Annotated in this window: 18 protein-coding genes; 8 read left to right on the top strand and 10 right to left on the bottom strand. The window is 43.7% G+C overall.

Going from position 1 to position 20622, the window contains the following annotated elements; all coding sequences use genetic code 11:
* The first annotated feature begins 276 nt into the window (after positions 1–276).
* The 8 genes from QUB12_RS29430 (at position 277) to QUB12_RS29395 (ending at position 8347) form a co-directional block, all read left to right on the top strand.
* Entirely contained in the window at positions 277–696 is a 420-nt protein-coding gene (locus tag QUB12_RS29430) for a GIY-YIG nuclease family protein (protein ID WP_333144474.1), read from the top strand.
* 5 nt (positions 697–701) lie between these two features.
* Positions 702–908 carry a hypothetical protein gene (locus tag QUB12_RS29425; protein WP_006631417.1) on the top strand — a complete coding sequence of 69 codons (207 nt, stop codon included), beginning with the start codon at positions 702–704 and terminating at the stop codon, positions 906–908.
* Between the two features lie 190 nt (positions 909–1098).
* On the top strand, positions 1099–1743 hold the full coding sequence (locus QUB12_RS29420; RefSeq protein WP_333144475.1) for a peptidase M15: 645 nt from the start codon (positions 1099–1101) through the stop codon (positions 1741–1743).
* Between the two features lie 605 nt (positions 1744–2348).
* Complete coding sequence (locus QUB12_RS29415; protein WP_333144476.1) at positions 2349–3773, top strand: aspartate ammonia-lyase; 1425 nt, start codon at positions 2349–2351, stop codon at positions 3771–3773.
* Between the two features lie 173 nt (positions 3774–3946).
* Positions 3947–4273 carry a hypothetical protein gene (locus QUB12_RS29410; protein WP_333144477.1) on the top strand — a complete coding sequence of 109 codons (327 nt, stop codon included), beginning with the start codon at positions 3947–3949 and terminating at the stop codon, positions 4271–4273.
* Between the two features lie 125 nt (positions 4274–4398).
* Entirely contained in the window at positions 4399–5358 is a 960-nt protein-coding gene (locus QUB12_RS29405; protein ID WP_333144478.1) for a DUF362 domain-containing protein, read from the top strand.
* A gap of 573 nt (positions 5359–5931) precedes the next feature.
* Positions 5932–6927: a class I SAM-dependent methyltransferase gene (locus QUB12_RS29400; RefSeq protein WP_333144480.1), complete on the top strand. Its 996-nt coding sequence runs from the start codon at positions 5932–5934 to the stop codon at positions 6925–6927.
* Positions 6928–7192: 265 nt separating this feature from the next.
* Positions 7193–8347 carry a transposase gene (locus QUB12_RS29395; RefSeq protein WP_333309607.1) on the top strand — a complete coding sequence of 385 codons (1155 nt, stop codon included), beginning with the start codon at positions 7193–7195 and terminating at the stop codon, positions 8345–8347.
* A 463-nt stretch (positions 8348–8810) separates the two neighbouring features.
* Here QUB12_RS29395 and QUB12_RS29390 read toward each other — a convergent pair whose 3' ends face one another.
* The 10 genes from QUB12_RS29390 to QUB12_RS29345 all read right to left on the bottom strand — a co-directional run bounded on the left by QUB12_RS29390 (position 8811) and on the right by QUB12_RS29345 (position 20380).
* Positions 8811–9656 carry a WecB/TagA/CpsF family glycosyltransferase gene (locus QUB12_RS29390; RefSeq protein WP_333233842.1) on the bottom strand — a complete coding sequence of 282 codons (846 nt, stop codon included), beginning with the start codon at positions 9654–9656 and terminating at the stop codon, positions 8811–8813.
* Between the two features lie 78 nt (positions 9657–9734).
* On the bottom strand, positions 9735–10817 hold the full coding sequence (locus tag QUB12_RS29385; RefSeq protein WP_333144484.1) for an NAD-dependent epimerase/dehydratase family protein: 1083 nt from the start codon (positions 10815–10817) through the stop codon (positions 9735–9737).
* 59 nt (positions 10818–10876) lie between these two features.
* Positions 10877–12106, bottom strand: coding sequence for a glycosyltransferase (locus QUB12_RS29380; RefSeq protein ID WP_333144485.1), 1230 nt, complete (start codon positions 12104–12106; stop codon positions 10877–10879).
* A complete protein-coding gene (locus QUB12_RS29375) occupies positions 12106–13266 on the bottom strand; it encodes a glycosyltransferase family 4 protein (protein WP_333144486.1) in 1161 nt (386 codons plus the stop codon). Before QUB12_RS29375 ends, QUB12_RS29380 begins: the two co-directional genes overlap by 1 nt.
* Position 13267: 1 nt before the next feature.
* On the bottom strand, positions 13268–14176 hold the full coding sequence (locus tag QUB12_RS29370) for a glycosyltransferase family 2 protein (protein ID WP_333144487.1): 909 nt from the start codon (positions 14174–14176) through the stop codon (positions 13268–13270).
* Positions 14177–14238: 62 nt separating this feature from the next.
* Complete coding sequence (locus tag QUB12_RS29365) at positions 14239–15492, bottom strand: glycosyltransferase family 4 protein (RefSeq protein WP_333144488.1); 1254 nt, start codon at positions 15490–15492, stop codon at positions 14239–14241.
* A gap of 34 nt (positions 15493–15526) precedes the next feature.
* Complete coding sequence (locus QUB12_RS29360) at positions 15527–16459, bottom strand: glycosyltransferase family 2 protein (protein ID WP_333144489.1); 933 nt, start codon at positions 16457–16459, stop codon at positions 15527–15529.
* 111 nt (positions 16460–16570) lie between these two features.
* Entirely contained in the window at positions 16571–17632 is a 1062-nt protein-coding gene (locus QUB12_RS29355) for a hypothetical protein (protein WP_333144490.1), read from the bottom strand.
* Positions 17633–17846: 214 nt separating this feature from the next.
* Entirely contained in the window at positions 17847–19046 is a 1200-nt protein-coding gene (locus QUB12_RS29350; RefSeq protein ID WP_333144491.1) for a hypothetical protein, read from the bottom strand.
* Complete coding sequence (locus tag QUB12_RS29345) at positions 19043–20380, bottom strand: flippase (RefSeq protein WP_333309604.1); 1338 nt, start codon at positions 20378–20380, stop codon at positions 19043–19045. The genes QUB12_RS29350 and QUB12_RS29345 overlap by 4 nt, the downstream gene beginning before the upstream one ends.
* Between the last annotated feature and the right edge of the window lie 242 nt (positions 20381–20622).

Here is a 20622-nt window from a genome sequence, read left to right as displayed (position 1 = left end):
TTTTAGTAGGCATTGACTTTTTATAAATATCATCATATTATACTATGCAATATGCGTTTTAGATGCTGAACAGCTTACTCCTGGACGCAGAAACCAGGTTTTTTACGGAAATAACTTTACATTTTTTACCGACAGGTGAAAGCCGATCGCTCGCCCCTTTCCCATATCCTAGAAAAACACAGGCACGGCCAAGGCTCAAATCAGCTCGGACTCGATCGCCTTCTCTGTGCGATCGCGCAGGAAACCATCCCTAGTTGATGATGGTTGTAACAGAATTTGTGGGATTATGATTTCTGTGCAATCAGCCTTCTTGCCTTCATGACAACGAATGATTCTGACATACAAATCCAAGCGCGAAGAATTCTAGACGCGATTGCTTTCATTCCTTTTGAGCAATGTCAACCCTTGACCCGTGGGTTTGAGAGCATTCCTGCGCGTCCTGGCATTTATGCAATCAGGCACAGAACTGATGGATTGCTCTACATCGGTAAAACCAAGAGCTTACGAGGTCGCTTCAGTGGTGGGCACAAAGCTTTTTTGTGGGCATGGCTCGATAAATATAGCGATGAAGACATACGGATTGCAGTACAGACAATTTCTCACTGGCAGAACCCTGCGTTACTATTGGAGCTAGAAGCCATCATTCTAAGAGCTACTGAACCCCCTTACAACGTCCAAATTCCAACTGAGATGTAAATGCCATGCAAGCCAAACTTCAAGAGCAACTTTCCCTCGCTGATGCCGAAGTTATTTTAGGACGTTTTCCTGAACGAATTCGTGCTGCCCTAATTGCTCGTGCTGCTGAAATTGAATACCCAATCGAAGCAGTCATTGAGATGGCGATCGCTAGTTTCCTTGACACAGAGGCATTAGGTTTTGCAGATTGCAAACCAGGACGCGGACAATAACAGCGTCAAGTGGCGATCGCCGCGGCCTAACAACCCGGTTGGAGCGGACTACCGAAAGATATTGGTGGTGATGCAAAAGTTATTTCTAGCCACTCAACCGGAACGTTGCTTTTGGCTGAAACAATGCTTCTAAATTATCTGCCAGTGTTTAAAATTAAGCTATTCACCTCTAATTGCTGGAGTTCAATCTATGAGAAAGCCACAAACTGTTAAAGCTTTGGAAGAGCTAGGACGGGTTCAACTCTCTAAGAGTTTTTTCATGCGTGAGTTTCTTTATTCAGAAATCTCTCAAATTGAAGGTATCCCTAACCTTCCTAGCGATCCTGACTTGGCGATCGCAGCAGGAAAGAATTTGTGTGAGAGGGTGCTTGAACCAATTCAAGATGCGCTTGGTCGGATTAGTATCCGCTCAGCCTATCGTTCTTGTGCGGTGAACGCCAAAGGAGCAGAGAATAAAAATCAGTACAACTGTGCCAGTAATGAGGCCAACTATGCAGAACATATCTGGGATGTAAAAGATTCAGAGGGGTATATGGGAGCAACAGTATGTATTATTGTTACATCATTCATCCCTTACTATGAGCGCACTCAAGATTGGACAGCATTGGCATGGTGGATACATGACCACATAGATGCTTATGCAGAAATGACCTTTTTCCCAAACTATGCAGCATTCAACATTAGGTGGAGCGAGAATCCTAATGTTTCAAAAACCATTTCTAGCTACGTAAGAAACCCGCACACTGGTAAGAATAGCGGGTATTTGACAAAGAAGGGGATGGATAATTTCTTAGGTTTGCATGGGCAGTTTTACCAAGAATTTATCGATCGCTGACTAACCATCGCCTTGAACCTCAATAGTATAACTGTAGCCCTGTTCAGTGAGCCATTAAAATCGTCGGTTTTTCCGGGAGGGCTGCGGTGGGAACAATGCTGGATATAGCCTTTACTGAAGCCGGAAAAATCGCAGAGGCACTTAAAGCCGATTATCAAAATATTTAGCGGGTGTTTGAAAGTTTTTGCTGGTTTGTTCGTGGGAGTTTAAGACTATGAGTGAAATGGATCTACTTGTATGATTATAGCTGACTCGCCTTGTCTGGGTGCGATCGCCCTTGCCGATTGACTAATTTTAGCTTTTGCAAACTGTCAATCGATTTGAGATTTGAGATTTGAGATTGAAGCCTAAGATGTGGGATAATTTTGTACGATCGGGACTTACGCATTACTGTAAAGTTGTCGGCGCGCGCCCAAAAGTAAGATCGCCCGTCAGCCGTGTTACCAAAAAAATTGCCAGTCCAGGACGCACAAAAACCTTCAGAAACCGGGTTTCTTGACAAAAAACTACGCTTTCAAACAGATTCCCCGACAAGAAACCCGGTTTCTGACCAACTGTGCGTAAGTTCTGTTTGCACAATTCCTAATTATCACAAACCAGACGATATGACTCAAAAGCCAACCGCAACCTACCGAACCGAAAGCGACTCGATGGGAGACAAACAAATCCCATCTAATGTCTACTACGGCATCCAAACTCTAAGGGCTATTGAAAATTTCCCGATTAGTGGCATTAAGCCTTTATCAACATACGTTGATGCTTGTGTTTTAATTAAAAAAGCAACGGCGATCGCCAATGGCGAACTCGGCTGCATTCCCCAAGACATCAGTCAAGCAATTGTCCAAGCAGCAGATGAAATCCTAGCTGGCAAATTGCGCGATCAATTTGTAGTTGATGTCTACCAAGCCGGCGCCGGAACTTCTCACCACATGAATGTTAATGAAGTTCTTTCAAATCGCGCTTTGGAAATTATGGGCGACGAAAAAGGCAACTACAAGCGCATTAGTCCTAACGATCATGTAAACTACGGTCAATCAACAAATGATGTGATTCCGACGGCGATTCGTATCGGCGGATTGTTGGCGTTAGAAAAGACTCTGTTTCCGGCTTTGTCGGATGCCGTAGTCGCCCTAGAAAACAAAGCCGAAGAATTCAAAGATATCGTTAAATCCGGCCGCACTCATATGCAAGATGCCGTACCTGTTCGACTCGGCGATACCTTCGGCGCTTGGGCGCAAATTCTCAGAGAACATACCTTGAGAATTGACAGGGCATCCGATGATTTGACATCCCTGGGATTGGGGGGAAGTGCGGCAGGAACAGGGTTAAACACTCACCCTGAATACTGTCAAAAAGTTGCGGAAATTCTCTCAGAATTAATCGATCACCCCCTGAAACCAGCAAGGCATTTAATGGCTGCTATGCAGAGTATGGCACCGTTTGTAAATGTCTCCGGTGCACTGCGAAATCTCGCTCAGGATTGCGTTAAAATGTCCCACGACTTGCGTTTGATGGACTCAGGGCCGAAAACGGGTTTGAAAGAAATTCAATTGCCTCCTGTGCAACCTGGTTCGTCGATTATGCCGGGAAAATACAATCCTGTGATGGCAGAAATGACATCGATGGTTTGTTTTCAAGTTATGGGTTACGATAGCGCGATCGCCCTTGCCGCCCAAGCGGGACAATTAGAATTGAACGTGATGATGCCCCTGATCGCCTACAATCTCATTCACAGCATCGAAATTTTGGGCAATACCATCAGCGCCCTGAGCACCAAATGCCTCGAAAAAATAGAAGCTAAGGGCGATCGGTGTCTCGCCTACGCAGAAGGTAGTCTCGCCCTCGTTACCGCCCTCAACACTCACATCGGCTATCTCAACGCCGCCGCTGTCGCCAAAGAATCTCTAGAAACCGGCAAATCTTTGCGGCAAATTGTGCTAGAAAGGGGTTTAATGAGTGCAGAAGACTTGGCAAAAGTTCTAGATTTAGAGAAAATGAGTGCTATGCCAACATCTTCTGCTAACGTATAGGATCTCGCAGGAATCAGCTAGAAACTAGAAGGCTGAACTCGATTTAATTCTGCCTTCTGCCTTCTGAGTTCTGCCCGATCGCTGTCACAGGTGAAAGTTAAACAATTCAGAATTCATTTTTTTTACATTTAATTCTGAATTTTTTTTATAGTCTAAAGTTGGGAGCAAGATTTATGCGCGCAGGTTCTTTTGCCAAATTAACTCAAGATAAAGAGAACACAACTCAAGTGACATTTCATTATGTGGAAGGTCAGGCTGAAACTTTCACTATTCCGATACCGGCACAAGAATTCCAAGAGGAAGTGCTGCATTTATTAAATCAACCTTGGTTGACTTTCCATTTAGCCGATCAAACGGTTTTTATCTGCACAGCCAGGGTGGTAAAAGTAGAAGTAAAACCTGCTATCCCTGAACTGCAAGGTCAAGGAATATTCTCTAACTCGCTGCGAGTTAGTACGATGCAGCGGGCGGCAGTTGGTAGATTGCCAACGAATAGTTAGGGTTCATTTGTATTGAGATTATTCTTGGTAACGCAGGCGCAGATCACCCTGCTTATGGTTTTATGTGCCTGTGTTACACTGAGATTATTCCCGATCGATAACCAATTACAAATTAATTCATAATTATGTCTGCTGTTAGTTTAATTCAGGCCAATTCCTACGATCGCCAAATCTTGCAAAAATCTTTAGAAAGTTTGCTGGCACCCTTGGGCGGAATCTCGGCTTTTGTCAAATCGGGCGATCGGGTTTTACTCAAACCCAATCTCCTCACCGGTTCTCGCCCTACAAAAGAATGTGTCACCCGCCCAGAATTGGTTTACTGCGTGGCGAAAATGGTCATTGAAGCGGGAGGAAAACCATTTTTAGGTGATAGTCCAGCTTTTGGCAGTGCAATGGGTGTAGCCAAAGCCAACGGTTATTTGCCACTGTTGGAAGAACTGAATTTGCCAGTAGTTGAGTTTCAAGGAAAACGCTACGAAACTGTCAGCGAAGATTTCAATCATCTGCGAATTTGCAAAGAAGCAATGGAAGCGGATGTAGTGATTAATTTGCCCAAACTCAAATCTCACGTTCAATTAACCGTGACAATGGGCGTGAAAAATTTGTTCGGCTGCGTCCCAGGCAAAATGAAGGCTTGGTGGCACATGGAAGCTGGCAAAGATAGCGCCAGATTCGGTGAAATGCTGGTTGAAACGGCCAGGGCAATTAACCCTAATTTGACGATTTTGGATGGCATTATCGGCCACGAAGGTAACGGGCCAAGCGGCGGGGAACCTAAGTTTTTGGGAATTTTGGCTGCCTCTGATGATGTGTTTGCTTTGGACAGAACTTTAGTTGAAATTATTAATGCTGATCCCGCGGCGGTTCCCACTGTAGCTGCGGCGATGAGATTGGGGCTTTGCTCGAATTTGGAGGATCTTGATTTTCCGCTTTTGCAGCCGGAAAATCTCAAGGTTTTGGATTGGAAGTTGCCGGAAAGTATGATGCCAATAGACTTTGGTATGCCGCGGGTGATTAAGTCTACTTTCAGGCATTTTTATATCCGGTTTATCAAAGAACGGATGGGGGCTTACGCCGATCGATAGGAGACCTTGGCGACCTCTACATAAAAATCCCTGCTTGTCAATCAGCTATTGTGATGAAGATTAAAGAAAAGTTTGGCTTCCCAACTCAACTGGGAGCTAAATTTTTATGTCAAGGCACCGTAGCGGGCGCAACATTTGCGTCCACCGATATATGAAATCGCAAATTTTATACTTCGCTTTTGCAATAAAATAAATAATATTACTTAGGTATGAAGGCAATAAAGCTTTTATTTATCTCGATCGCAGCCGACATCGCTACCCAGTTTTATAACTTAATTTATACTTTAATTATTGCTGAATTCCTAAATATAGGAAAACTTACTCACAGCCCGATCGCGGAATGTGTAGTTTTTTATTACACGTGACAAAGCAAGCTAAATGCGTTACCTTAAATGCGATGTAAGCTGAAAACCACCCCGCAGCAATCCTGTTTCCGAAACCTAATAATTTTGGGGCCGTCATCCGCTGTATTTCAGATTCCGCAATGGTCACTGGCACATAATTTATTTCCGGATTTGAAATCCAACATCAGTGGTTATTAGTACATCAAGTACCTAAATAATGAAAACTAAAATGCCAAGTCAAAATTGCTTAATTCCTACCGTCGTCTGTCCGATATCGGGACAGAATATGAAACCGTGGCTATTGATACCCGGTGATTGGCGCAGACCTGCAAACAAAGAATCCTTTCAATTGTACTGGTGCGAAAAGTCACAACTTGGATGCATTCATCCTTTACCCGAACTCAACAAAATCGCCAGTTTCTACGAGATTGACGACTACTATACTCATCATATAGACTCTACAGGTTCCGAGTCTTCCTCTTCTATTTCCTTCTGGGATAAATTACGCACGCATCTAGCTTGGCGTTTCGATCGCGGAGTAGATGTCACAAGTCAATGGTGGAAGCAACAGTTCGCGACTGCTTCCTGCTCGATATTAGAAATCGGTTGCGCCAACGGCCAAATGCTGCAAGAACTGCAAGCAGATGGTCACAAAGTCTGGGGCGTAGAACCCGATCGACAAGCTTTGGTTTTGGCCGAGCAGCGAGGTCTTGATGTATTTTATGGTACTGCTGAATCTTTGCCCCCGGAAGTCACGTCTAGACAGTACGACATGATTGTGATGAACCACGTACTCGAACATACCAGAGATCCTTTACTTGCACTCCGCAATGCCATGCAGTTGCTCGTGGATGGCGGCAAATTGGTGATGGAAGTACCAAATAACTCTTGTATTGGGCTGAAGTCATCAGGGATTGCATGGATGCATCTAGATGTACCAAGGCATTTGTATTTCTTCACACCGCAGAGCTTCCGCGCTATCTGTGAAAAAGCGGGATTTGAGATAATTTCTACTGAGTTTAATGGCTACTATCGCCAATTTGCCAACAGTTGGATCGATGATGAAAGAAAAATTTTGAGTGTGTTCGATTCAATGGAATCCCCTCGGATGGTAAAGCCCAAAGAAAACAGTAAGGCCCAAGCTTGGAATCTACTGCTGAAAACAATTTTTGCGGCTGATGAAAACAAGTACGATTCGATCCGGATTGTAGCCCAAAAGCCATAGCAAGAGCGAGGTAAGGGCAATAAACTTTTGGTTTTGTATCCAGTTTGGTTACCGAAAAACTGGGTCTAAAGCCCCGTCCTTCGTTTGACGGCTTTTCCTCTTTAAGTTTATCAATCCAGCCCTCTATAAGTTGGGTCATTGTTTTTTCTTTCTGTTTGGCAATTCTCCGCAGCTTCTCTAGCCGACTCACGGCAATGCGAATACTTAATCTTTCTCTGGTCATTTAGCTACCCAATTGCCACCCTATTATGTTATCGGAGTAAGCATGAAAGCAAGATATCAGTACCGTTTCTATCCAACAAGCCAACAGCAGCAGAGCTTAGCTCAGTTGTTCGGTTGCGTTCGTGTTGTGTATAACGATGCTCTTGCAATCTGCAAACAATCTCAAAAGAAGCCTAAATCGGCTGAACTCCAAAAGATTGTTATCACTCAGGCAAAAAAGACTGAGGAAAGAGCTTGGTTAGGCGAAGTCTCTGCAATTCCATTGCAACAGTCAGTGGCCGACTTAGAAGCAGCATTCAAAAACTTTTTTGAGTCTTGCAAGAGCAAAAGAAAAGGACGCAAAGTCGGCTATCCTAAGTTCAAAAAGCGCACAAACAGCCAGTCTGCAAGGTTGACTCGCGGAGGTTTCTCAATCAAAGGAGATGGAGTTTATCTAGCCAAGATCGGTATTGTTAAACCAATCTGGTCGAGGGAGCTACCCTCCGAGCCCAGTTCGGTCACGGTAATCAAAGACTGTGCGAACCGCTATTTACTCAGCTTTGTCGTAGAAATTCAACCCAATCGAGTTGATGCCAAGAACCAAAGTATCGGCATCGATTTGGGAATTAAAACTTTTGCGGTAATGAGTGATGGAACATCAGCCCAAAGTCCCAGTTACAAAAAGTTAGACCGAAAAATCCGCAAGCTGCAACGCAAGTTAGCCCGCCAGCCCAAAGACTCAAAGCGCCGGAACAAAACCCGCATTCAGATTGCCAAGCTCCACAATCAGATTGCTGATACTCGCAAGGATTTTTTGCACAAACTATCTACCAAGGTTGTCAGTGAAAACCAAACCATTGTCTTGGAAGATTTAAACGTGTCTGGCATGGTCAAAAACCGCAAAATTGCTAGGGCAATTAGTCTACAGGGATGGAGAGAATTTCGGGTATTGTGCGAGGCTAAATCTGAAAAGTTTGGGCGTGAGTTCGTAATTATTAGTCGATGGGAACCTACAAGCCAAACTTGCTCTGATTGCGGATATAAATGGGGAAAAATTGATTGGTCTGTGCGTTCTATACTTTGCTTAAATTGCGGTACAGAACACTACCGAGATGAAAACGCTTCGGTAAATATAGAAAAAGTCGGCCTGGGGCATCGGCACGACTCTAAATGTACGTCGAGACAGAGTAAGACTACCGGGCGTAGCGTCCGTCAATGAAGCGTAAAGAATCCCCACGCCTTCAGGCTGGGGAGTATGTCAAACAGTCACAATACTTTTGCGCTCCCTGCAATAATCCCCAATGCCAGGAGTTCGCTCAAACAAAATGCGGCTATTGACCCAGAAATCCACCTGACTCGATCGAGACTGACGCACAAACTTTGTATGTAGGGTGTGCAGTCGGCAGCTTACCACATAGATAAGGTAAAAATTGTTTTCGGGCGTAATATCCTTTCCGGTGGCATCGGAATTATATATTCGGATCATGTCAGTGGGAGCTTAAGAGCTCGCTACCCAAATCGCGAGCTCTTAAGCTCCCACTATAATTCCGATGCCACCGGATTTGATATCAGTTTTCTTGAATATGCGATCGTAGTTGCACCTCAAAACGATTAGTTACGATGTGTTTGCTTTTTAAATTTTTTCTTGTGAGCACCCATAATTCACCAAAAACTTTTAAATTTCAACCATATAATACTTCTTCTACAGGCGGCGTGGCGTCTGTGGGGTCGAACTGTTTGATTTTCAAAGCTTGTAGCAAAAACAGCCAGATATAAAGCGGATTCAAAAAAACATACCGCTGCCAAAGGCGCCGAGGTTCCTTCATCATCCGAAACAGCCATTCCAAACCTATTTTAGATAAAAAGTCAGGAGATTTAGCCAAATTACCCGCATGAAAATCGTAAGCAGCACCTACAGCAATCAATGGCATTGATAAGTCGTCCCGGTATTCGTAAGCCCAGACTTCTTGCCGGGGACACCCCAAACCGACAAAAGTAATTGCTGCACCGCTGTTGCGAATTTGCTGTGCAATTTCTTGTTTCTCTTGGGGCGACACGTGCCTAAATTTAGAAGGCTGAGTTCCAGCAATAATTAACTTGGGAAAACGCTGGCAGAGATTGCGAGATAAAGCTTCCAGTACAGAAGCTTGAGATCCGTACAAATAGATAGGTAATCCTTCTTCTGCCGCACGTTCGCAAATTTGTAACATCGCATTCGGCCCGCAAACTCGATCGGGCAATTCCGTATGGTAGAGCCAGTTTAACGCCCACCTGACAGGCTGTCCGTCTGGCAATACTAAGTCCATGTGATTAATCCGATAACGATGAGTGCTGTCGAGAACCCCAGTCATTACCCCGTGAACCGCGAGAGCAGAAACTGACATTGGTTTTCCGGCGCTGGCTGCCGCAATAATTTTGCTAACAGCCGCTTCATAATTAACGGCATTTACTAATATGCCCAGTACATTCTTTTTCCCTTTATCAATCATGGAGCACCTCTTTAAGTCAACGCTCGCGGTTACACTCATAAATCTCCCCTAAGATTTGTTTAACCTTGTATTCTTCAATCGTTTACCGAAATTCCCAGCACCTTCTTTTTGCCCGGCTCACTCATTGGCATCCTCTTTCAGCCAACGCTCGCGGTTACATTCATAAATCTCCTGTAAGATTTGTTTAACGTTATATTTCATTTTCCAGTTGGGATAGTGACTGGAAAATTTTGAATTGTCGCTAATCCACCAAATGTGATCGCCAATGCGATTCCCTTCAGCATAAGTCCAATTAAACTTGCGTTCTGCAATGGCCTCGCACATCTGGATAGCTTCTAACATCGAACAATTGCTGTACCTGCCTCCTCCTGTATTATAAACTTGGGCGCTTTTGGGAGCTTTATAAAATTCATAAAATGCCGAAATTAAATCAGCGCTATGAATGTTATCGCGAACTTGCTTGCCTTTGTAGCCAAACACGGTGTAAGGAGTTCCCGTGACAGCACACTTCATCAAGTAGGCGAGAAAGCCGTGCAATTGAGCTCCTGAGTGATTTGGCCCCGTCAAACAGCCGCCACGAAAACAAGCGGTGTTCATATCAAAATATCGACCGTATTCTTGGACTAAAATGTCAGCAGCTACCTTAGAAGCACCAAACAAACTGTGCAGGCACTGATCGATTGACATATCTTCCCGAATGCCACTTTCGTAAGTATGGCCGGGTTCAATTTCCCACCTGTGTTCTAATTCAATTAAAGGCAAACTGTTAGGCGTATCGCCGTATACTTTATTGGTAGAAGTGAAAATGAAAACCGCTTTAGGACAGTACAAGCGAGTTACTTCTAGAAGATTGAGAGTGCCGTTGGCATTGACGGTAAAGTCTATTTTCGGAGCACGGGAAGCCCAATCATGGCTGGGCTGAGCTGCTGTGTGAATTACTAATTCGATCGACTCGCCGTACCGCTGAAAGATATTGGTAATCGCTTCATAGTCGCGAATGTCCACATCTAAGTGATAATACTTGGTACCCAAAGACTTTTCGAGCAGTTGCCGGTTCCAGTTTGTAGAACCATCAGCACCAAAAAAGAACTGGCGCATATTATTGTCGATCCCAACTATATCTAAGCCTTGTTTGGCAAAGAACTGACACGCCTCAGAGCCAATTAAACCCGCCGAGCCAGTAATGATTGCAACGCCCACGTTTCACCGCCTGAAAAAATATAGTTTTCTTTGTTTTGCCCGATCGAACCCATCAGAAGTTATCCTGATTTTCTATAGACTATATCTTCGCACAATTGAGCAAAGAATTCGCCTTTAACATCCCAATCATATACTTCCCGGACGTGATTGCGACCTGCTTCACCCAAGCGCGATCGCAACTCTGCATCGCCGGCTAAATTAGCGATCGCCTCAGCTAGACCCTGCACTGCCTGTTCTGGATTGTAACCAGGTACTTTTATCCCCGTTTGCGCCGTCACTTGAGTAGCAGGCCCTCCCAGATCCAAGCAGATGATGGGGCGCCCCGCCGCCATCCCCTCCAAGCAAGTCCAGCCACCTGAATCGTGCAAGCTAGGGTGAATAAGTACATGAGACTCCCCTAGCTTACTCAAAGTTTCCTCGCGTGGCAGCCTCCCCCACAACTTAACTTGAGAGGCAATGCCCAAGTCCTGCGCTAGAGACTGAAGGCGAGCGCGTTCCGGGCCATCCCCCAGCAGCCAATATTCGGCATTCGGCAAGTTAGCTTGGGCAAATGCCCGCAACGCAAGGTGATAGCCCTTCCAGTGCAGCAGCCGCCCCATACTGATGAACCTGATCGGGGAAAGCCCTGGCATCTGGCACTCTCCCAGCCTCGCCATCTCTTCCTTCGACAGACACGCCTCGGAAAGCACCTGCACCTTTTTAGCACCCATCGCCCGCACCCGCTTCGCCGTGTCCTCCGTTGTCGCAAAAGCTAAGACACTTCGCCTAGCCGTCATCCTGGCAAAGGGATCGCTTTCGCCGAGCCGCTGTCCCCAATCTCGCGCCGTTTCGTAAAGTTTTGCCTTAAAGCTAAAATCAGCCCAAAAAGGTTTCGGGGCTGCTTCGCCACCGCCCACAGGCCCCCAAATAAAAGGAATAGGCAGCAGCGAGATGAAGCTGGGCGACCAAAATTTAACGTAGGTGACGTGGCGGGCGATATCGAAATTAATTTGGCGGTGGAGCTGGCGCGCCTCTAAATAAGCCAAAATTTGCCACAGGTAATAGTGCAATTGCAGCCCTCCCTGTCTACCTTTAAAGTTTTCGCTCCAGCCGAAAGGCTCAATGTAGACAAAGTGCAGGTTAGGGTTCGGGTACGTGGCCAGGAAGGCTTCAATAGCGGTACGGTAAAAGGTGCGAGTTAGTACCCAAACTTCTTGATGCTTGGCGGCTTCTACCACCGCATTCCAGCCCACTCCTTCCTCAGATCCTTGTCCGGGTTCGCAGGCAAAGGCAGATAAAAGAATTTTCATCAACTTTTCTCCAATACTAGCGAAGTCACATCTGCTATTAATTTCGCAGCATTTTCGGGTGTATGTTCAGCGATCAGTTGCTGGGATTTTTTGCCCATGATCGCTAACTTTTCTGGGCAATCAATCAAGTCCCGCATCGCGTTTGCAATACCTTCCGACTGATAGGGATCAAAAATATAACCATTTTCACCTTCAACGATCATTTCGCAAGCCCCAGCCCATTTTGAACACAAAACCGGCTTACCAAATGCCATCGCTTCTAGCACCACCATTCCCCAAGTATCTTCTAACGTAGGAAAAACAAACACATCAGCTTCTAGAAAATAAGAGCCCAAGTATCCGTATTCTATCCACCCTGTCCAAACAATTTGTTTTTCTAAACCCCATTCTTTTGTAAGTGCTTCTAGTTCCGATCGCTGTTCCCCGTCTCCAACGATAATGACTGTGTAATTCGAGTATCCCTTGCTTTGCAAAATTCTGCAAGCTTCTAACAGATTCTTAATCCCTTTGCGGGAAATTACTTGACCCACGCACAGAAAAATTGGGTGGGGGAATGACAAGGAGATAGACTTATTATTTTCTAACTTTTGTACCAAAGCTTTAGCATCAGGAACCATGTAAGGTTGAGCAAAGATATTACTTTCGGCAGCCCCAATCACTTCTACCAAATATTCTTTACCTCGGCGACTATTAGAAACAAAGGTATCAGCAAATTTACCCATCCAGCGTCGAATCGTCGATCGCACCTTAGAATCTCGAAAGTCTACATTCGGGGAACTACTTTCATAAACTAAAACCAATTGCCATTTCCCTATAGGCTTAAAGATTATAGCTACCAATGTCCAGATCGAAAATCCACTAGCAAAAATGACCTGGGGCTTGAATTGCAAAAGAGGAAAAATAATCCCCGGAGTAGCCTTAATATAACCACGACTGTACCCAGTTTCTATCTTTTGGGTGGTGATGAATTCAGTATCTCCCACAACTTCGACTACTTCTGTACCAGGAGCTTCCGGATCGTAGCGAGGCCAGAGGCGACCTGTATAAAAAATCGTGTTCGGAATCAGTTTTTTGAGCTCATGCAAAACCGGCGGCCAATAGGCCCCAAATTCTGCCGAAGGAACGAGCCAAGCAATGCGGAGTTCATTTCTATCAACCATCCTATTCACCTTGAGTTTTGTTTTTAGTCAATCCCAGCTTACTCAACACTGAAAGCCAAACTAACCTTCGATAAGGTAGCAGCCAATAAATTGGCCACAACAAGCCACCATGCCGCTGAGTAAATACTTTCCACTCTTGAGCCGGTTGCAGGGTAGTATCTTTGAAGGATAAACCTTTCGGTTTGCTCATTTTCTCCAATCCTTCGCTTAAATTCTCAGCAGCCGTTTTGGTCACCTGGGGGTTGAGGGAACAAGTTCCTAAATGACCGGGAGCAATCCACACTGTACATCCTTTCTGTCTCGCTCGTAAACCATAATCCCAATCCCCAATATAATGGACAAAAGCCGGATCGAGGTTGCCGACAATTTGCACAACACTGCGGGGAACTAATACGCAGTTGCCGTGCATAGTATCGCAAATTTGAGGCTCTTTTGTTGGTTCTAAGACACCATATCGGAAGGGGTGCAAAGGGTTATTTCGCACCATACCGCCGTATGTTGTTTGACCAGTTTCTGGGTCGCAGGTAGAACCGCCAACGATGGCTTTTGTTTCTCCTTTTTCTAATAATTTGTGACAGGTTTCTAGCAAGACACTTACTGTTTGTGGGTAAATAATAGTGTCATCATTTAACCAGAGGTAGTAGTCTGGATCATCTTTCATTGCTTCGCTGAAAGCCCCACGCATTCCCCCGTTCCAAAATAAGTTCCCATCGCCGGAAAAAATCTTGACTTGAGGATAGATTTGACGAACTGCCTCGCTGGTGCCGTCCGTGCTGGCGTCATCGACTAAATAGGCTAAAATATCAACATCGGCTGGAAGTACCTGTTTAAAAAGGGCCTCTAGGCAAGCCAATGTTTTTTGTTTGCGATTGAAGCAAGTTAAAAGGGCGGCGATTTTAGTACGGTTCATTGTTCCCAATTGTGCAGCTTTTAGCGATAGCCAGGTAAAATTTACTACGTAAAATCAGATTTTTACTTTGGAGTTGACACAACATCGTTAAAAATAGACAAATAGCGATTTGCTTGTATGTCTAAGGTAAATTCTTTTTCCACTTTCTGGCGGGCGCGAATACAAAGTTTTTGATGCCGATTGGGATCTTCTAAAACCCAAGCAATTCCTCGCGCTAAGTCTTCTGTTTCATAGGGTTGAGCTAAATAGCCATTGGAGCAGTGTTCGATCAGATCGGGCAGTCCCCCAATATTAAATGCAGCGCTGGGGATGCCGCAAGCAAGGGCTTCCATGACTGTATTTGGCAAGTTATCTATCACGGAAGGGGCGACAAAAATATCTGCTGCTGCATAAACAGTGGCTAGGGAAATATCATCTGCGAGTCTCCCGACATAGTTAGTTTTAAAACCAAGTTCAATGGGATTTTCGGGTTCAGAAGATCCAAAAACCACCAACTCTATCCGATCTTTCCAGCCTGATTTACTGAGGCTTTGTAAAGCGGGTACGAGCAAGTTAAATCCTTTCCAGCGATCGCCCGTTCCACCTGCACTTCCAAACAGTACAATTTGTTTATCTTGAGGTAAATTCAGAATTTCTCGCGCCCATTGACGATTTATGGGTTTATACTTTTGAGTATTGATGCCATTAGGAATTACTTCAACTCTAAAATCTTTGAATAAAGAACTAGAATTAGCGCATTTAGCTAACCAAATACTAGGGCTAACCAGAGTTAGGTTAAGATTTTTCCAAGCTTTAGCTTTCCGCTGCCACACCCACCGTGACAGATCCGACTCTTTCTTACTGTGAAGTTGCGGACAACTACCACAAGATTGAGTGTAGCGATCGCAATCTTCACTGTAGTGACATCCACCTGTAAAAGGCCACATATCGTGCAGCGTCCAGACTAAGGGTTGATTAAACCTCGGAATACTCTCTACTTGTAAATAACCCCCACACACCCAGTGTAAATTAATAATATCAGGCTTGATTTGGGAAATTTGGACATCTAGAGAATCTGGAAACCATTCTGTAGAAAAAATAACAGACCTTCTCTCAGGGTAAAGTCGCAATGGCGAGTTATATAAAGTTGAAATAATCTTGTCCAACTTATTTGTAATACTATTCTGTGACGAAATTACACTTGAATCGCCACTACCCTTATTTTTTACGAGCATTTGCGAAGAAACACCAATCCCCTGCAAACCTTTTTGCAGTCGATAAGCGGCGCGGGCTGCCCCCCCTTCCGTATCAGAACTATTAACAATTACAACTTTCATTTTCCCTGCCTATCCTCTAGATTTCTAGCTGATTTTATCGGAATTGTTTCAAAAGTTTATCTACTTTTTTTTGCACCTTTCTTAACAACGGCGGATCGTAATCAAATAAAGTTTTTTGGGTAAAATTATCTGCTTGCGTATCCCTAATTGCAAAAGGCGGGTGTTTCATCGGAAATGTTATAGCTTCTACAGGCATATTACTGTAAGGACTGTTGACATCCTCCGTATTAGTTCCCCCTACACCATGTCCGATATTAGAAACTAAATTAACATTCGCAAGAATATTAATACCATTTTGAATAAAGCTAGCAAATGTCCACTGACAAGCCCAACTCTGTAATTTTTTTTCATAACAAAGCTGAAAAATATTTGTCCAAACTTTTACAGCATTGGAGTCTCCCAGTACATCCATCAAAAAATTACCATCACGAATTTCTGGCCACAGCTTCATATCTAAATCATAGTGCTGCCAAGCTCGCCTCCAACTCGCCCAAGTCCAGCAGTGATTGTAGCGAGAAAAGTAGTAACTATAATCAGTTCTTTTCCTGCCAAACTGAACATTTTGACCAGAGATTGACAGAATCCGGTGGTCGTCTCGGTAACGATCGAGCAATTCTTCAGCGAAGCGGAAAAATGTAGGATGAGGGAGACAGTCATCCTCCAGAATAATTGCCTCTTCAACCGTATCAAACACCCAATTCATACCGCTAGAAACTCGCAGCCGACAACCGAGATTTACGTCGGCGTAATTTTTCAAAACTTCGCAGTCCCAATCTACTTGGTCAATAATAGCTCTAGCGGCAGCACATTCTCGATCTTCTCCAGGCCTATCTGGACGCGGGCCGTCAGCAATTACTAGCAATTTGGGGGGTTTTGCCTGACGAATTGCCTCAAACACCCTTTGTGTTTCTTGAGGGCGTTTAAAGATAATCAAGACAATTGGGGTTGTTAGTTGCCAGTCATACATTTATTTTTCTCCTCTTATATCTTTAATGATTACTTAGGTCTTCTTTATCATCAAGTTGGGAAAACTTGATATTTGAACGATATATTTGCAACCACCACATTTTTGGGCAGATCATCCCTTTATGAGATTTTTAACATGAGATAGTCTCCTTTTTATGCCGGATTTTCTGTCTTCTAAAGTCTCAACTATTATTTTAGAAATATTACGTTTAGGTATCCCTACATATCCGCCAACATATTTCATAAACTCCTCTCCCACTGGCAGAGTCCAAAACAAGGATTTGGGATTGGATACTTGTAGGAAAAGTCTCTTAATTCCCCTACTTTTTTCTGCTGGCAGATGCCAAACATCAAGCTGAAAATTTGATTTACTTGCCGTGTAAAATTGCGCTGATGTCCATATCCGTTCAAGATAAGGGTTTGCAGTTCCCGGTGCATACCCTTGCTTGTTATAAATATAGGTTAACATCTGCTCCTCTGTATTAAATTTGGATTTGCCTTGTGCAAACCTTTCTAAAGAAATATTCCAAATCAAGTCAATTTCTTCAGATAATTTTTTAATATTCTCTCCGGTTCCCCCAATTAATTCAGCTCCAAAATAAGGAGGAGCCTGCTCAATATTGTACCCTAGTTCAGAGTAAATTTTTTGCATTTCTCCTCTAGTCAAACCATTAATCGCTTGATCTTCTGGGTAAAAGCGCTCATAAGTAGCTATCCCATTTTTTTCGATTGCTTCTATCATTCTATCTACCGAATTAACCCACACGCAATCAGAATCTAGCGACATACATATATCGTTCGATTCGGAGTTGTTTTTGAGGTATTTAACAATATCGAATTTGAAATATGTACTCCTGAAAGCGTGGAAGTATTCTAGCGGATGCTTATAGGTGAAAGGTAGCTGAGCCACCTTCACACCGATGTTGGCAAAAAATTCTTCCATGTTGAAGTTGCCTAGATTGGGTAATTTTTCTGCATTGGTACACAAGATATGATTGGCACTAGGATTATTTCTCACACTCGTAGCAAAAAATACTACAACGCACTGCCAGTAAATAGATTGGAACTGGCCTGATGAAGATTTGATATTTAATCCTTGAGGATAAATACTTTCTTCACCTTCTCGATCGCAGCACATTCCAGTGACTATATACACAGAACCTCTGTTTTTCATTTAATTTCTCCATGATTTTTATATAATCCTAACTTTCAAACTTGAGTTCCGCGTGGTATTGGGAGGTTAAATTTACAATATTTAACGATACGCCCGACTGTCGGGATTCAAGAGTTATGGGGATATTGTTGAGTGACTGAATCAGACTTGTCACTTAAACCTGACCCATGCCACAATTTATTTGATGGTTATAGGTCAGTTTTTCTTCACAATCTCAATCAACAACATCAGCCGTCATCTGGGATTTAAACTTAGACCACTTCAGAACCATCACAGCCGCTATGAATGCCAGTGTATCATTGCTAATCTGATACGGCAAAAATCTATAGCGAAAAGTAGCCATTCTAGGGTCGCTTTCTTGGTATAAAATATCTTGTGCAAAGTTCCCCCACCGCTCATCTATCAAATCAATTGTCATGCCAGCATGGCTAGAAGGCAGCAGCATATTAGAGCCATGAAGACCAATTACTAAGCGGCTTTCTGAATAAACACGGCATATTTCCTTTTCAATTTTTTCATTAAAAGTATCCACCCTGTAATCTTCAATCCATTCTGGAAACTTAGTTTTTGTCCCCAGACCAGCCACTGCAAATTTTGCTTCAGGTAGTTGCAACCTAATTTTCTCAAATAACTGCTGAATTTTCAAATTTTGCAATGCCAGTGCGATTTCTCCTTGATTCAGCTTTCTAAGACCTCGCAAGAGCAAACGGTTAACTAACAGGCGATCTTCCCGCCAAATAAAAGTAATTTTTATTTCTTGGTACTCAAAGTTGTGTTTGGGTACTCGACTAAACCGCGTGATGTCAAACCGACTTGGATGAGAATAAGCTTCACTGACATAAATTTCTTCAAAACGTTTAGTTTCTTCCTCAACAAACTCAGCGAAGCTGGGATAGTAATTTTGACCATTTTGTAAAGAAATAGGCACTGTCCAGACTTCAGCAACTCCATCGGGAACCATCCACCTTAAAAACTTAGGAACTATCACCACTAATCCACACTCCGGATTGCCGTCTAAGTGCCTTTGTGCATTTAGCAACTTTAACAGGGAGTGACCATAAAGATGATCGATACAGTTTAAGATGATTGCTCGCTTGCACGGCTTAAAAAATTCTTTTGCAATCTCAAGTTTTTCGGGTCGAGGATTTTGGAGTGAGTTGAGTAACGCTTTCCCCAACCAATCCTTTGCGAAAGCATTCTCCGCAAACACTGCAGCTTTCCTTAAATCAACTTGCAGGGAGTTTGTGACTCCATGACCTACTTTCAGCTCATCGATGATTTCGCGGCCGCATCCGCCGCACTTAGAATCTATAACAATGTGAATTCCCTGCCACAAAATAGTTTTGGGATTGAGATCTGTCCCGCAATAGGGGCAATTCGAGCGCTGTTCGATTTTAGGTTTAATTTGAATCACTTTAATAATCCTCTGATTCTACAAGCGGCCTTGTATAAGTTAAGGGATCGCCAGATAAAATTTCCGAAAGGACGCAATTCCTTAATCAAAAAATTGACTAATATAATCACGTAAAAATAAGTTATCAGAGTAGCCACCGTTGCTCCAAAAGCTCCATACTTAGGAATCAGCAAAAAGTTTAACCCTACGTTAAAAATAGATCCGACTACAGTCAAGTAAAGACCGTAGCGTAACTGACCTTCTATGTTCAAATATGTGCTCCGTGCTACTCCAAAGTTACTGCCAAATTGCGCCCAAACATAGATTGCCAGTACCGCTGCTGACTTCGAATATTTTTCACCGTAAAGCAGATGCACTATCCAGGGAGAAAGTAATGATATTGGTATGGCCACTCCCAACCATAAAAATATCATAATATCCGAGTAAATTTGAAATTTATTTAGATATTCTTCATAATTTGTCTTTCTAAAATTCGCTAATTTGGGAAAAATAGAGCTGGATATGATCATCGGCAAGAAATCGCAGATTTCTGAAATTTTCACAGCGGCAGCATAATAGCCCAGTTCTGCATTTTTATTCATCGCACCCAGCATGATCTGGTCGGTTTTTGAGTATACATAAACTGCCAATCCCGACAAAATTATCGGCCAACTCTCCGATAGCAGTTCCTTGCCCCGTTCCCAACTGAATTGCCAATCCTTAATTTTATTCCCCGTAAGCTTATAAAAATATACATAAGCGATTCCTACCAATGCCACCTCTGCCAATCGCACCCAGGCGAAGGCAAGCAGGGGGGCTTTAATTGTCACTAAGCCAATTCTGAAAGCAGCAACTAAAAAACATACCGAATTTTTAGCTAAAACTGTATATTTTGACTGGATTTGGGACTGAAACCAAAAATTGATAGCCTCAAAAGCATTAAAGATAGTTCCCGCTGCGATGATACCTACCAGCCACCGAGTCAGAGTGTCGTTGGGCTTGAGTAGCGCAATCACGGTGACAGTTAACACCAGAGTGATTATACCACCAGTAAATTGCAGTCCGAAGGCTGTTCCCAGGGTCTCATTTTTGCATTCTGGGTCGCGAGCGATATTCCTCACTACCAGAGTACCCAACCCCATCGTGGCCACCGAACTAAACAGCGACACAAAGGCGATCGCGTAGCTGAGCAATCCAAATTGTGTCGGACCCAGATAGCGAGCCACCCAAAGGCCTACAAACAGACCTAGACCCATCTGCAAGATTTGGTCAGTGAACAGCCAAGCTATGTTGCTGAGTACCTGGCGCAGATTAGGGCCGAGCCTTTGACTGACCGCAGTTAACTTATCTAGCATCAGAATATTTTAAATCTTTACAAAACACAAACGCAGTTCTGGCATGGTCGCCAATCTCGCAAAATTAGACTGGTTGATCCTATAACAACATATCACAACTTGAGGGAACATCTCAATGAAAGCAGCCGACCTAGAAATTGGAGTTTTTAGGCCCTCTTGCTGCGGGGCAGGAGGCAGAAGGCAAGAGGAAGAAGGAAGGAGTTAGAAGAAGTGTTTTTACCCATATGAGATACTCCCCAACT

It is taken from the genome of Microcoleus sp. B7-D4, assembly GCF_036705125.1.
GTDB lineage: Bacteria > Cyanobacteriota > Cyanobacteriia > Cyanobacteriales > Microcoleaceae > Microcoleus.
The sequence above is the reverse complement of the archived record's forward strand: the minus strand, read 5'-3'. Positions and strand labels throughout refer to the sequence as shown.